The following is a 14038-nucleotide window of genomic DNA, read 5'->3' on the forward strand; positions in this document are numbered from 1 at the left end:
TCGCCCGTCCCGTCGGGATCAATGTCCCTTTCTTGCACTCTGAGCGACTGAAAGCCGCATTGATCCCGACGGGGGCGCGACCGATCCCGACGGGGGCGCGACCGATCCCGACGGGTGGCGGCGAACCGTGTGACGCACGGTTACGTCCGTTAACCATGTGGGCATCGGATGGTCACAGGCCGCTGTCATTGTGGTGATCGAACACAAGAAGCGTTCGATCACCCAGTGAGGCCCCCTCCCCATGAGTGTCAAGAAATTCTGCGCCGGTGTCGGCGTCGCTGCAGCTGTTGCGTCCGGTCTAATCGTCGGGGCATCGCCCGCCGTCGCCGATCCCGGCGGTTGTCCCTCGATGTACGTCGTAGCGATTCCGGGAACGTGGGAGACCAGCTCCGGTGCTGCGCCGAAGCCGGGGATGCTGACCGACGTCACCGATCGTCTCGGCGGGGACATCCGCACCGAGTACGTCTCGTATCCCGCCACCGCGTTCCCGTGGGAGGGCGAGGTGTACGGGCAGTCCCGTGCTGCTGCCGTCACCAACGCAGGCGGCATGCTGAAGGCGATGGCGGATCGCTGCGGCGCAACGAAACTGGGCATCATCGGCTACAGCCAGGGAGCGGACGCGGCCGGTGATCTCGCCGCGTCCATCGGAACCGGTCTCGGGGTGGTTCCGGCCGACAAGGTGGTGGCGGTCGGGCTCGTCTCCGACCCGAAGCGGTCGGACACCGACGCCCTGGTCGGTCCCCCTGTGGTGGGTACCGGCGTCGGTGGACCCAGGGTCGGTGGATTCGGCTACGTCAGTCCGGTGGTGCGCACGTTCTGCGCCGTCGGCGATCTGTATTGCTCGACGCCCAAGGACGACTACGTGGCGCGACTCGCGGGCTTCCTCGCCGTGTCGTCCAACCCTGCGCCCGACGTCGCAGATCAGTACACCCAGGAAGCACAATCCTTGATCGCGGACCTCGCTGCGTCCGGTGGATTACCCGTACTGCAGGGGCAGCTGTCGGATCAGGCCAATGCCCAGCGTCAGCGGGAAATCGAGGCCTTCTACCGCTCGGGCATCCACCAGGAATATCAGACCTACGACGTCGGAGGCGGAGTGTCGGCGACGCGGTGGTTGGCGCGTTACCTCGCCGACGCGGTCTGACTACGACGTACTAGCAGGAACCCGACGGAGCAGCAGGAACACGACCACGGCACTGACGAACATCAGCACGGCGCTCGTACCGGCGGCGAGGTTGAAGCCGTCGATGAAGGCCGAGTGCGCGACGTCGGTCAACTGCGTTGCGAACGGCTCCGGCAGATAGTCGGCCACGGCTATTGCGCCGCCGATGGTTTCGCGGGCCGGATCGGCGATCTCGGCCGGTGTGCCCGCCGGGATGGCGTCCTCCATACGGTGTCGATAGACGGTGCTGCCGATAGTCCCGAGAATGGCAATGCCGACGGCACCGCCGAGCTCGGCCCCGGTTTCCGACAATGCCGATGCAGCCCCGGCCTTTTCGGGGGCCGCTGCGGTCAGCACGATGTCGGAGTTCAGAGTCGATGCTGCTCCGATTCCGAACGTGACCAGGGCCATTCCGGTCAGCAGCAGCGGCAGGCCGGAGTCGGATTGCACGAATATCAGTGCGACGCAGCCGAAGACGATGGACAGCAGGCCCGCCGAAATGATGGTGCCGGTGGGAATCACCTTGCTCATCGTCGGTGCGGTGACGGCACCGGCCGCCGCTGCGGCAGCGGGAATCAGCAACCACAGTCCGGCGCGGAGTGGTCCGAGTCCGAGAACCAGCTGCAGGTACTGGGAGGCGAACAGGCTGAAGCCGGTCATGGAGAAGATGACCAGAAATTGCACGACGACCGCAGCGCTGAAAGCACGTTCGGCGAAGAGCGTCACGTCGATGAGCGGGTTCGATGCCTTGCGTTGCCGGATGACGAACACGAAGCCGAGTGCCAGGCCGAGGATCGCGGTGGTGATCGTCGTGGCGTCGATACCGTCCTGGGCACCGTGCTTGATGGCGAACACGATCGAGAGCATCGACGAGATCGCGAGGATCACGCTGATCGGGTCGAACTTTCCGGGGTCGCTGTCCTTGAACTCGGGGACCAGTAGCGGGGCCGCAACGAAGAGCACGACCATGATGGGGATGTTGATCAGGAAGACCGAACCCCACCAGAAGTGTTCCAGCAGAACGCCTCCGACGACCGGGCCCACGGCTGCGCCGCCTGCGAAACCAGCGGTCCACAGGCCGATCGCTTCCTTGCGCTGCGCAGGGTCGTGAAACATGTTGCGGATCAACGACAGTGTGCTCGGCGCGATGGTGGCTCCGCCCACTCCCAGCAGAGCACGTGCGACGAGCAGCATCTCGGGGGAGGTGGAGAACGTCGCGGCGAGCGATGCCGCGCCGAAGACCACCGCGCCGACCATCAGCAGGGTCCGGCGTCCGATACGGTCGCCGAGCGAGCCCATGGTGATCAGCAGACCGGCCAGCAGAAATCCGTAGATGTCGAGGATCCACAGGGTCTGGTTGCTGGTGGGTTCGAGATCGGCGGTCATGAAGGGCAGCGCGAGATACAGCACCGACATGTCCATGGAGACCACGAGGATCGGCACCACCAGTACCGCGAGGCCGAGCCATTCCTTCTTCGTGGCGCGATCCTCGGTTGCCGTCTGATTCACTGCTTCTTCCCTTCCCGCGTGGACACCTCACCTTAGGTGGGTCGGGAGTACGTTCGGTGAGGAAGAGTGTGTCTCGCCGAACGAAGGAACCGATTCCGCATGATCAACGATCTCGAGGTAGTCGCGACGATCACCGCCAAGCCGGACGCAATCGACACCGTGCGCGACGGGCTCGTGGCTCTGGTCGCCGAGTCACGCAAGGAGAGCGGCAACGTCTCCTACAAGTTGTTCGAGTCGGCGGTCGAGCCGGGCACCTTCATCACCATCGAGGTATGGAAGTCGCAGGAGGACCTCGACGGCCACATGCAGACCCCGCACCTGCAGCAGGCGCTAAGCGAATTCGGTGCCCATCTCGCGGCCCCGCCCGCCATCCATCCGCTCCGGCCCGTCGGTTGAGCCTGCCCGCGCGCTGACGTACACGAGTGCCGAGACGGCAAGCAGCGCCACCGTGGCACCGATCGCCAGCCACCCGGTCCCGCTCATCTCTCCCGACGCGATGATGCGGGCACCGGCGGCGGTGTAGCTCATCGGCATGAAGGCGGCGACGTCTCCCCAGATCGGTGCCGTCGATGCGTACGCGAATCCGCAGACGACGACCTGCACCACGAGGGCGACGACGTTGACGATCTGCCCGACGACGGCACCGAGCACTCGTTGAATTGCGCCTGCGGTGGCGAGATAAGCCGCGGCCGACACGATGAGGAACGCGCCGGCTCCGATCACCGGTCCGAGGGCGGCGTCGGTGGCGAAGGCGAATGCGACGGCCGCGCTGACACCCACTGCGGCGACGGCCGCTCCGACGGCGAGCCACCGCGGCTTGGTGTCCCTGCCCAGGACCCGCACGAGGCTGACGCAGCCGAGAGCTCCGAGTGCCACGAGGGCGGCGATCAGATACGGGGTGGCACCGGTACCGGTGCTCGTCGCCGTCGCTGCAACGTTCTGGTCGGAGGTGGCGTCATCGGTCGTGGCGGCCGCCTTTGTCGGGAGGGCGGCGGAGGCGTCGCGCACATTGGTGGCGATGCCGTTGACGATCCCCTCGACGGGTTTCACCGACGTCACGAGCTGATCGGTGCCGGCCTTGAGTTGCTGCCCGCCGTCGTCGAGCTGGCCGAGTCCGTCACGCAACTGCACGGTTGCGTCGCCGAGCTGCGCGGTGGCACCGAGGAACTGACTGTTGGGGTCGTTCAGTTCGGTCGACAGCTGCTGAGCACCACCCTTGAGGGTCTGCAGTTGAGCGAGCGTATCGGGACCGAACGCCTGAGTGTTGAGGTTGTCGATCACTCCGCGGATCTCGCCGGAAATCGCGTCGGATCCCGGATGCGGGAAGCGATCGACGGTGTCTGCCGTGGCGGCGAGCTTTGCCGTGAAGTCGGCCTGCAGAGCTCCGAATCCGGCGAGCTGGTCGACGACCTGGTCGACACCCCCGCTGATTTGCGATGCGCCGTCACCGAGCTGGCCGATGCCGTCGCGGTACTGGCCGAACCCGTCGGCGAGCTGGATGGTTCCGTCGTGAGCCTGGGTGATGCCGTCGGCAAGTTGGCCGACGCCGTCGTTGAGCTGCGTTCCGCCTTCGGTCAGCTGACCGATGCCGCTGGAGAGAAAGGTGATCGGGAGCGAGGCGCTGTTGAGGCTGCTCCTGGCCTTGGACAGGGGATCGGCCGTCTGCTGTGCCTCTGCCGGGGCCTGCTGAGTGTCGGCGGCAACGGCGGTCGTCGTGGTCGATTCTCCGCCCAGGTCGTAGCCGGTGCCGAGCGCGAACGCACCCACAGCCACCAGAGGGAACGCCAGTGCGACGAGAGCAACGGCAGGACGTCGGAAGATACGCATTTCACCCATGATGACTTCGAGGCTAACTGCCAGCGCCGGCCGCACCGACCACTCGGAGCGATCCACAGCGGCCGTTCTGCCCCTCTACCAGGGACTTTAAGAGGTCTCTGTGGATTGCCGGTTGCGCGGCAACAGGTCCCACACGTGGGCGGTCTCGTTGACCGACGAGACCGATCGGGCACCGCTGCGGGAGAAGAGCACACGCGTCACCGAGCAGTAGTCGATGGGAAATCCGAGCACTTTCGGGGTCTGGAGAATGTCTTGCAACAGCATGTTGACGACGCCGCCGTGAGCGAAGAGGACGACGGTATCGGAGTGCGCGGCGGCCGAGACGATATCGGCCACTCCGGCGAGAACTCGCTGGCGGAAGGCCTGTTCGTCGACCTGCTCGGGTAGGTGACCGGCCTTGATGCGGTCGTAGGCGTCGCGAAATTCGGTCTTCGCGGCCTCGATCGGGACGTAGCCGCCGAAGTCCCGGTCGTATTCGGTCAGACGGTCGTCGGTCGTGATCTCGAGACCGAGCCGTTCGGCGAGTGGCTGCGCGGTCCGGATCGCGCGTTGCTGCGAACTCGACACGACTCGGGACACCGTGAAGCGTGCCAGCGCATCGGGCACTCTGCGGGATTGTTCGACGCCCAGTTCGTCGAGATCGGGATCGGCCGAGGACTCCGATCGTCGCGGAAGGGCGTGCCGTACCAGAACCAGTTGCATCGACTCACCTAATCACGAGTGTGCGTCCACTGCGTTGCACCATCGAGCGGAAGGCCGCCACCTGGCGGGGCATGTCCGTTCCCGGCTCCCACACCATGCCGATTCGCCTGCGCGCAGCCGGTTGGGTGAGTCCCACGTCGACCGTTCCACCCTCGGCGCCGTGTGCACGGATCCGCGGCAGGATGGCGATGCCGAGGCCGGCGCCGACGAGTCCGCGCACGGTATGGGTGTCCTGTCCCTCGAACGCGATGCGCGGGCTGAATCCGGCATCGGCCCACAGCTCGTCACAGATCGAGCGCATTCCGTATCCGTGGCCCATGGCAATGTAGTTCTCGTCGGCGGTATCAGCGAGATCGACCGTCGTCCGCGACGCGAGGCGGTGATGTTCGGGGACCACCAGCATCAGCCGCTCGTCGTACAGCTGAAAGGAATTCGTGTCGGTGTGTTCGGCGCTCAAAGACACGAACGCCAGGTCGGACGTGCGATCTGCCAGGCGATTTAGGCAGCGCGCACGTGCGCCTTGGTCGAGATCGAACGTCACCGCGGGATGGTCGACGCGAAAGTGCCGGATCAGTGCCGGCACGACGTCCTCACCGAGTGTGTTCTGGAACGCGACGGCTATGCGGCCACGCGCTCGGGCGTCGTGCTCGGTCATGGCGTCGATACCGGCGTCGATGTCGCTCAGGGCTCGTTGAAGATACGGGATGAGGACGCGGCCGGTACTGGTCAGCACGATGCCGCGGCCCCGTCGTTCCACGATGTCGACGCCGAGGATCGCCGACGCGCGGGCGACCTGTCGACTGACGGTGGGTTGCGGGACTCCCAGGACGTGGGCGGCGTCAGTGATGTGCTCGGTGTCCGCCACCGCGACCAGTGTCGGCAGAAGCGGCAGCAGCTCGGTGGTCTCGCGGCGCATGAACGAAGCATATCGCTGACGTATTGATCGCTGGGGTCTCATGCATTGGACGTATACCGTGAGCGCTTCTAACGTCTTGGACATGACTACGACGCAGCCCGAGGTCCTGGAGTGGGAGGGGCATCCCAAGGGATCGACCGAGTACCGGCGTCTCGTGTTGGCGCTGCTGTTCGCCGGAGTGGCGACGTTCGCGCAGCTCTACTCGGTACAGGGGATTCTGCCGCTGATCGCGTCCAGTCTCGACATCACCCCGTCGCAGTCCTCGCTCGCCGTCGGCCTGGCGACCGTCGGCGTCGCGGTGTCGGTCATTCCGTGGTCGGTCGCGGCCGACCGAATCGGACGCGTTCGAGCGATGACCGCCTCGATACTCGTCGCGACGACACTGGGTTTGCTGGTGCCTCTGTCGCCTTCGCTCGAGGTGCTGCTGGTCCTGCGATTCTTCGAAGGTGCTGCGCTGGGGGGACTTCCGGCCATCGCGATCGCCTATCTCAGCGAGGAGGTGCACCGCAATCACACCGCGCTGGCAGCGGCAACCTACGTGTCCGGTACGACGCTCGGTGGTCTGCTGGGGCGAATTGTTTCGGGACCCGTTGCAGAACAGACCAACTGGCGAATCGGAACCCTCACCGTGTCGGTGATCGCGGCGCTGGCAGCGGGACTGTTCGTGTGGTTGGCACCGCGGCCGCGAACCACCCTCGTGCACAGCAAGATCGGTGACCTACCCGGTCGGTTGTGGGTGAATCTTCGAGAGCCGGGGATGCTGGCGCTGTACGGCCAGGGGTTCCTGCTGATGGGAGGATTCGTCGCGGTCTACAACTTCCTCGGATTCCGGCTCGAGGCAGCGCCTTTCGGTCTTCCACAGTCTCTGATCAGCTTGATCTTCGTGGCCTACCTCAGTGGCACGGTGTCCTCGCGAGTGGCGGGTAAGTTGGCGACGAAGCACGGCCGATCGATCGTCCTCGCCGGATCGACCGCCACCATGATCGCCGGAGTCGCACTGACGATGGCGTCGAACTTGGCCGTGATCCTCACCGGGCTGGTGATCTTCACGATGGGATTCTTCGCCGCCCACGCCATCGCGTCGGGATGGACCGGCCAGCGAGCCGTCCACGGACGGGCGCAGGCGACATCGCTGTACAACCTGTTCTACTATGGAGGATCGTCCGTCGTGGGCTGGCTCGGCGGAGTGGTCTTTCAGTCACTCGGATGGAACGCCTTGGCGCTGTTCGTCATTGCGTTGGCAGTCATCGCCGGCCTGTGGGCCGCAGCGATGAACGGCCGACTGGCGCAGCAACCGAACTCAATACGTGGATGAATTCGAGGCTGCTATCGCGAAGATGAAAATAGCAGCCACGACGAGGACGAACAGGGCGATCGACACGTAGCCGACGATCAGACCTGCCGTCGCGAATCCTGACCCGCCCTCGCCGGTGCGCTTGATCTGGCCCTTCGCAACGTGGCCGCACACCACCGCACACACCGACGCGATCAGCGGGATGAACGTCAGACCCAATACCGCCAACACGAGCGACACGATCGCCAACGTGTTCGTGGCGGGTGCCGGCCGAAAACCCGCTCCGCCATACGGGGCCTGACCGTATTGCGGCTGTCCGTACTGGGGTTGCCCGTATTGGGGTTGTCCGTACTGGGGGTTCGGGTACTGAGGATTTTGGTATTGAGGTTGTCCGTGCTGCGGGTTCTGGTAGCTCGTGTTCGGGTCCTGATACGGCGGGTACTGCTGACCCCCGTACGGCTCGTCCTTCTCGAACGCGTCGCTACCTTCACCCTGCGGATTGACCATTGCGGGAGTCTTGCACCTGAATTGGGCCGTCGCAAGCGGCAACGCGACGTCTACGAACCGACCTTGCCCCAGCCCACATACGCGTCGACGGTCACGTAACCGGTCACGCGCGGCTGATCGCGAACCGGATACCGCTCGCCGGTGTAATGCGTCGCGATGCGATCGATATCCACCAGATCCGGGTCGTCCTGCAATTCGATCGAACCGTGCACCGTCACATGCGTATACCAACTGGCCTCGTCCATCACCGAAATCGAGACCTTGGGATTCGCCCGAATGTGCTCCAGCCGCTTACGTGAAGCATCGAAATTGAGCACGATCTTCCCGTCCTCCCACAAATACCACGTGGGCGCGGTGATTGGAGTTCCATCGGCACGAACCACCGCCATGACAGCGGGATTCGCCTTCTTCAGCAACTCGACAGCATCAACGAGCAACGGAGGCTTGGGCATGAACCAACACTACGACCCGAAAGCTGACTCGGCCAGACCTTCGGCGGACCGCCCACCCGGCCCGAGTCCACTCAACGTGACATTGACTGCCGAAAAGGTCACTGAATGTCACATTGAGTGGACTGCGGATAGGTGGACTGCGGGTGGGTGTGGGCTGCGGACGGGTGGAGTGATTACAGCTTCGGGAGTTTGACGACTTGTCCGGCGTAGGACAGTCCTGCACCGAAGGCGAGCAGGAGTGCGGTGTCGCCTGCTTTGGCTTTTCCGGTGCGCAGTAGTTCTTCCATTGCCAGGGGGATGGACGCAGCCGAGGTGTTGCCGGTTTCGGCGATGTCGTTGGCGACGGCGGTGCCTTCGTCCAGGTTGAGACTCTTCGCCAGCAGATCGGTGATGCGGCTGTTGGCCTGGTGAGGGATGAAGGCGTGCAGTTCGTCGGTTTTGATGCCGGCGACGTCGAGTACCTTCTGCGCGGCCTTGCCCATCTCGAATGCAGCCCAGCGGAAGACGGAGATTCCGTTCATCCTGATCCAGGGTCGTTCCATGTTGGCTGTCGTGATGTATTCGTACCAGTCCGTGGTCTGCACGATGGCGTCGGACTGCGAGCCGTCGGATCCCCATACGGCGGGTCCGATTTCGGTTTCGTCGCTCTGTCCGACGACTACGGCTCCGGCGCCGTCGGCGAAGATGAAGCGGGTGGTGCGGTCGTACGGGTCGGTGGTGACGCTGAGCTGCTCGGCTCCGATGACGAGGACGTACTGCGAGGTTCCGGCCTTGACCAGGTCCGATGCGACGGCGAGTGCGTAGCAGAAGCCTGCGCATCCGGCGCAGATGTCGAACGCGGCCGGTCCTTTGGTGCCAAGTCCGTGGGCAACCTTGGCGGCTGCTTGGGGTGTCAGTTCGAGGTGTGTGGAGGTCGCGACGATGACGGTGTCGACCTGCTCGGCGGAGATGCCGCTGGCTTCGAGTGCTTTTCGGCCTGCCGAGATCGACATCTGGACGACGTTTTCTTCGGGGTCGGCGAATCGGCGGTTCTTGATGCCCGATCGCGTCTGAATCCACTCGTCGCTGGAGTCGATGAACTCGCAGATCTCATCGTTGGTGACTATTCGTTCGGGGCGGTGAACGCCCAGACCGAGCATCTTCGACTGTCGACCTTGCGTTGTGCTGATCGCAACCATCTTCAATTTCCTCTCGTGCTACCGCGCCATCGCCGAGCTTCGGCTCGGGTCTTGGGCTACGGGCTCGTCGACACACGTTACGTGCGCCGACGGGAGAGGTTCACACCAGTTCGGTGATGAGCGCCGCAACCTCGGCGGGTTTGTCGATCATGGCGTGGTGATGGGCGGGTATGACGACGGTGAAATCGGCTCGCAAGTATGTGGCCAGCTTGCGTTGGGTCTTGATCCATCTGCGTCCCCACGGGGACGGGCGTCCGGTGTGGGCGGCCGCGACGATAACGGGAACGACCAGTGGCAGTCTCTTCCGAAGTCGGTTCAATTCGGCCGCGAGGTCCGGGTAGACGACATCTTCGACGAGTGCAGCCGTGAGATAGGTAGGCCTGCGGTAGATGTCGTCGACCCAGTCGACGACGTCCTTCGGTGTTCCGTCGGGTGGCGTCGCCTGGTTGAGTATCGGTCGGACGCGCGGACCGACGAGTCGCTGAAGGCCCGTGCGGCTCAGTAGCGTCGACAGCAAATGCGCTGCGCGCACTCGCAGAGCCGCCGGAAGGATGCGGCGGGGGTCGGACTCGGCGCTCGAGTCCAGGAGAAGAACACCACGTATGCGCGACGGGTACAGCCGGGCCACTGCTTCTGCGTAGAAGCCGGCAATCGAGTGACCCGCGACGACGGCCGGCTCGGTGACACCGAGCGCGTCGAGGACGCCGACGATCCTGTCGGCCTCGCCGCGGACGGTGGGAGTGGCGCCATCGGGTAGAGGGTCGCTGAGTCCGAAGCCGGGGCGGTCGAGAACCACGACATGATGTCGTGCGCTCAAGATATCGACGGTGTCGTTCCAGTCGAACCAGTTACTGCCCAGGCCGCCGCAGAGAACGATCGTGGGGCCGGTTCCCCGGACGAACAGATGCAGACGTTGGCCGTCCACTTCGACGTACCGCCCGGGAGGATGTTTCACGGGAAACAATGCCTCGCGCTCGGTTCGATTCCCGTGATCCATGTTTTCGTCCCCACCATGCATTGCCTACTCGAAGTTTGTTTAAGCCTCCATTTTCCATCATTCGCCCCGTTTTGCAACTTTCCCGTGGAGGATCGCCTCGGGAAGACCGTCATTGTCGCGGTTTGGCCAGCGGAAATGCGAGTGTCTCGCGAATGCTGCCGCCGGTGATGAGCATGACGACGCGGTCGACGCCCATTCCGAGGCCGCCGGTCGGGGGCATCCCGTGCTCGAGCGCCTGCAGGAAGTCCTCGTCCAAGCTCATCGCTTCTTCGTCGCCACCCGCAGCCAGCAACGACTGCTCGGTGAGGCGTCGACGTTGATCGACGGGATCGGTCAGCTCGCTGTAGGCCGTGCCCAGTTCGACCCCCCACGCCACCAGGTCCCACTTTTCGGCGACGCCGGGGATGCTCCGATGCGGTCTCGTCAACGGCGACATCGACGTCGGGAAGTCCTTGTAGAAGGTGGGGAATTCGGTGTAGTCCTCCACCAGGTGCTCGTACATGCCCTGGGCGACGGCACCCGCGTCCCACGACTTCTCGTAGGGGATGGCGTTCTCGTCGCACAGCCGCTGCAGCTCGTCCAGGGGCGTCGACGGCTCGACGGGAACACCCAATTTTTCGGCGACGGCACCGTGCAGTGTCTTGACGGGCCATTCTCCGGAGATGTCGATCTCGATCATCTCGCCGTCCGGGCCGTCGGGACGCAGAATGATTTCGCGGCCGTGCGCTGCCACGGCTGCACGCTGAATCAGTTCGCGGCACAACACCATTGCGCGCTCGTAGTCACTGTGTGCCTCGTACGCCTCGAGGATCGTGAACTCCGGATTGTGCTTGAAGTCCGCTCCCTCGTTGCGGAACACTCGCCCGATCTCGAAGACCTTCTCCATGCCGCCGACGCACAGCCGCTTGAGATAGAGCTCCGGTGCGATGCGCAGGTACAGATCCAGGTTGTAGGCATTGATGTGGGTGACGAACGGGGCAGCGTTCGCACCGCCGTGTACCTGCTGCAGGATCGGTGTCTCGACCTCCATGTAGCCGCGATCGCTCAGTGAATCACGAAGCGACTTCACCACATTCGAGCGTGCGATCATCAGCGCGCGCGCATCGCGGTTGATCGCCAGGTCCACGTACCGCTGCCGTACTCGCGCTTCCGGATCGGTCAGACCGCGGTACTTGTCGGGTAGAGGGTGCAGGCATTTGGCGTTCATTCGCCACTCGGTGGCGAGCAGCGACAGCTCACCACGCCTGCTGTATCCGATGGTGCCACTGACTTCGATGAGGTCACCCAGGTCGAAGTCGGCATCGAATTCCTCGATTCTGTCGCCGACGCGTTCGCGGTCGAACAGCACCTGAATATCGGCCGACCAGTCCCGGATGACGGCGAACGACACGCCGCCGTAGTCGCGAATGCGCAGTATTCGACCCGCAATTCGGACGGTCGTGCCCTGGGGCGAAGCCGCCGCTTCACCGACGGTGTGTGTCGGGGGATAGGCGACGGGATAGCCCTCGATGCCGTCACTTTCGAGACGATCGAGTTTGGCCATGCGCACGCGTACCTGGTCGGGACGTTTGCGGCCGGGCACGGTGTCGTCTGCGGGAGTCTCGGGTCCGCTGCCGTCGGGATGAATGTCCTCGGCGTCGACCAACGCTGCCGGCACCGCGACGTGGGACCCGGTGTGCTTCGAGGCGCGCCGAAAGGTCGGCAGAGTCAAGAAGCCTTCGGCGATGGCCGACGCGACACCGACCTTCGGCAGCACCCGATTGTCGGCGAAGCACAGGTAGCGCGGCTCCCATTCCGGCAAGTACTTCACATTCGAGCGATACAGCGCCTCGAGCTGCCACCAGCGCGAGAAGAACACCAATACGCTGCGCCAGATTCGCAGGACCGGACCGGCCCCGATCCGACTACCCTCCTCGAACGCAGCACGGAACACCGCGAAGTTCAGCGAAATCTTGCTGACACCGAAATGATCTGCGCCGGTGGCAAGTTCGGTCACCATCAACTCGATGACACCGTTCGGCGACGCCGGATCGCGGCGCATCAGGTCCAACGACGCGCCGGTCCGACCCCACGGCACCAGCGACAGAACACCGACGATCTTCTCGCCCTGAACCGCCTGCACCAGAAGACAATCGCCGTCGAGCGGATCGCCCAACCGGCCCAGCGCCATCGAGAAACCACGCTCGGTCTCGGTATCGCGCCACGCATCCGCGCAGGCAATGATCTCGTCCATCTCCTCGGCCGAAATATCGCGATGACGACGCACGGTGACCACGACACCCGCTTTGCGAGCCCGGTTGACGGCCTGACGCACGGGACGCATCTCGCGTCCATTGAGGTTGAAATCTTTGGTTTTCAGGATCGCTTCGTCGCCGAGTTCGAGAACACTCAGGCCGGCCCGCTTGTAGGCCGTGGCCCCGATCTCGCTGGCCCCCATGACAGCTGGGGTCCAGCCGTACTTCTCGGCCAGGTCGAGCCATTCGGATATCGCATGTGGCCACGCCTCGGGGTTGCCGATCGGGTCACCACTGGCCAGACACACCCCGACCTCGACGCGATACGTCACCGCCGCCTTGCCGCTGGTGGCGAAGATGACGCCCTTGTCGCGGCGGGTCGCGAAGTAACCGAGGGAATCGTCGGCACCCCACTTGTCGAGCAGGCCGCGCAGAGCCGACTCGTCGCGCCCGGTCAACGCATTGCTCGACCGTTGCGACCGGAACAACGTGACCACGGCACCGAGCAACGCCAGCGCTCCGAACAGTCCCAACGCCGTATTGACGAAACCGTTCGGCCTTCCGTCGAACTGCTCGTTGTCCACCGTCGCCAACGCCGTCACCCTGTTGAACGCCCACAGGAACGTCTGACCCTCCGGCAACGAACCCGGGAACAACGCCACCAACGCCCACCCGACAATCGTGCCGACGGCCGCTCCCAGCACGAGCACCCCGAGCGCCTTCCACACCGCACCGCGCCGAACCCGCGTGTAGAACTCCTTGCGCGACGCGATCAGCAGACCCGTCACGACGACATGAACCGCCAACGCAATCCACGAACTGACGTTCTTGTCCTCGATGCCCTCCGCGACGTTCGTGATCGCCAACAACACCAAATAGATCGTCAGCAACCACCACGCAATACGCTTCCGACTCGCCAACGCCGCCGCCAACAACCCGACAACGAGAGCCCACGACAAACTCGTATCCGGAGCATCGAAGTAATACGTGTCGACATACTCCCGCGGCGCATGAACCAGATACCGCAAAGTGGGCGACAGACTCCACAGAAACAACGCCGCCGCGAACACACCGAGCACCAGCCCCGCGATATGCGGAACCTCACTCAACCGACCGCGCTGCGGCGGCGAAAACGACCGTGGTCCCGTAGTACCCGACCGATCCGAGGGAACTGCTGTCGCCGTCATGTCTCACTCCCGAAATAAGAACGCACGAGTTGCAAGATAGACGGTATCCCCGCTGAGGTGGGTG

General features: G+C 64.3%; 12 protein-coding genes. 3 read left to right on the top strand and 9 right to left on the bottom strand.

Annotated features, from left to right (window positions below):
• Window positions 1-241 precede the first annotated feature (241 nt).
• Window positions 242-1144: a cutinase family protein gene (locus tag JLZ96_RS13685; protein ID WP_201010364.1), complete on the top strand. Its 903-nt coding sequence runs from the start codon at window positions 242-244 to the stop codon at window positions 1142-1144.
• Here JLZ96_RS13685 and JLZ96_RS13690 read toward each other — a convergent pair whose 3' ends face one another.
• Window positions 1145-2671 carry an MFS transporter gene (locus tag JLZ96_RS13690; protein WP_201010365.1) on the bottom strand — a complete coding sequence of 509 codons (1527 nt, stop codon included), beginning with the start codon at window positions 2669-2671 and terminating at the stop codon, window positions 1145-1147.
• A 102-nt stretch (window positions 2672-2773) separates the two neighbouring features.
• Here JLZ96_RS13690 and JLZ96_RS13695 point away from each other — a divergent pair, with 102 nt between their 5' ends.
• On the top strand, window positions 2774-3067 hold the full coding sequence (locus JLZ96_RS13695) for a putative quinol monooxygenase (RefSeq protein WP_032367959.1): 294 nt from the start codon (window positions 2774-2776) through the stop codon (window positions 3065-3067).
• On the opposite strand, the gene JLZ96_RS13700 is transcribed toward JLZ96_RS13695, so the two are convergent.
• The 3 genes from JLZ96_RS13700 to JLZ96_RS13710 all read right to left on the bottom strand — a co-directional run bounded on the left by JLZ96_RS13700 (window position 3002) and on the right by JLZ96_RS13710 (window position 6125).
• Window positions 3002-4498 carry a phage infection protein gene (locus JLZ96_RS13700; RefSeq protein WP_236253952.1) on the bottom strand — a complete coding sequence of 499 codons (1497 nt, stop codon included), beginning with the start codon at window positions 4496-4498 and terminating at the stop codon, window positions 3002-3004. The two genes, JLZ96_RS13695 and JLZ96_RS13700, sit on opposite strands and share 66 nt — an antisense overlap.
• A 96-nt stretch (window positions 4499-4594) precedes the next feature.
• Complete coding sequence (locus tag JLZ96_RS13705) at window positions 4595-5209, bottom strand: histidine phosphatase family protein (protein ID WP_201010367.1); 615 nt, start codon at window positions 5207-5209, stop codon at window positions 4595-4597.
• A 4-nt stretch (window positions 5210-5213) separates the two neighbouring features.
• Entirely contained in the window at window positions 5214-6125 is a 912-nt protein-coding gene (locus JLZ96_RS13710) for a LysR family transcriptional regulator (protein ID WP_201010368.1), read from the bottom strand.
• Between the two features lie 82 nt (window positions 6126-6207).
• Between JLZ96_RS13710 and JLZ96_RS13715 the strand changes: the two genes are divergently transcribed.
• The gene (locus JLZ96_RS13715) at window positions 6208-7440 is read left to right on the top strand and encodes an MFS transporter (protein ID WP_032367604.1); all 1233 of its coding nucleotides are present in this window, start codon (window positions 6208-6210) and stop codon (window positions 7438-7440) included.
• Here the strand turns inward: JLZ96_RS13715 and JLZ96_RS13720 are convergent.
• The 5 genes from JLZ96_RS13720 to lysX all read right to left on the bottom strand — a co-directional run bounded on the left by JLZ96_RS13720 (window position 7426) and on the right by lysX (window position 13974).
• Complete coding sequence (locus tag JLZ96_RS13720) at window positions 7426-7926, bottom strand: DUF4190 domain-containing protein (protein ID WP_032400902.1); 501 nt, start codon at window positions 7924-7926, stop codon at window positions 7426-7428. The two genes, JLZ96_RS13715 and JLZ96_RS13720, sit on opposite strands and share 15 nt — an antisense overlap.
• A 50-nt stretch (window positions 7927-7976) precedes the next feature.
• Window positions 7977-8378 (bottom strand): PPOX class F420-dependent oxidoreductase, encoded by a 402-nt coding sequence (locus tag JLZ96_RS13725; protein WP_201010369.1) that lies wholly within the window; start codon window positions 8376-8378, stop codon window positions 7977-7979.
• A gap of 173 nt (window positions 8379-8551) precedes the next feature.
• Window positions 8552-9556, bottom strand: coding sequence for a beta-ketoacyl-ACP synthase III (locus JLZ96_RS13730; RefSeq protein WP_167330128.1), 1005 nt, complete (start codon window positions 9554-9556; stop codon window positions 8552-8554).
• A gap of 100 nt (window positions 9557-9656) precedes the next feature.
• Window positions 9657-10553, bottom strand: a complete 897-nt coding sequence (locus JLZ96_RS13735; RefSeq protein WP_201010370.1) for an alpha/beta fold hydrolase — start codon at window positions 10551-10553, stop codon at window positions 9657-9659.
• A gap of 109 nt (window positions 10554-10662) precedes the next feature.
• Window positions 10663-13974: a bifunctional lysylphosphatidylglycerol synthetase/lysine--tRNA ligase LysX gene (gene lysX / locus JLZ96_RS13740; RefSeq protein WP_201010372.1), complete on the bottom strand. Its 3312-nt coding sequence runs from the start codon at window positions 13972-13974 to the stop codon at window positions 10663-10665.
• Between the last annotated feature and the right edge of the window lie 64 nt (window positions 13975-14038).

The organism is Rhodococcus sp. NKCM2511, assembly GCF_014905595.1.
GTDB lineage: Bacteria > Actinomycetota > Actinomycetes > Mycobacteriales > Mycobacteriaceae > Rhodococcoides > Rhodococcoides fascians.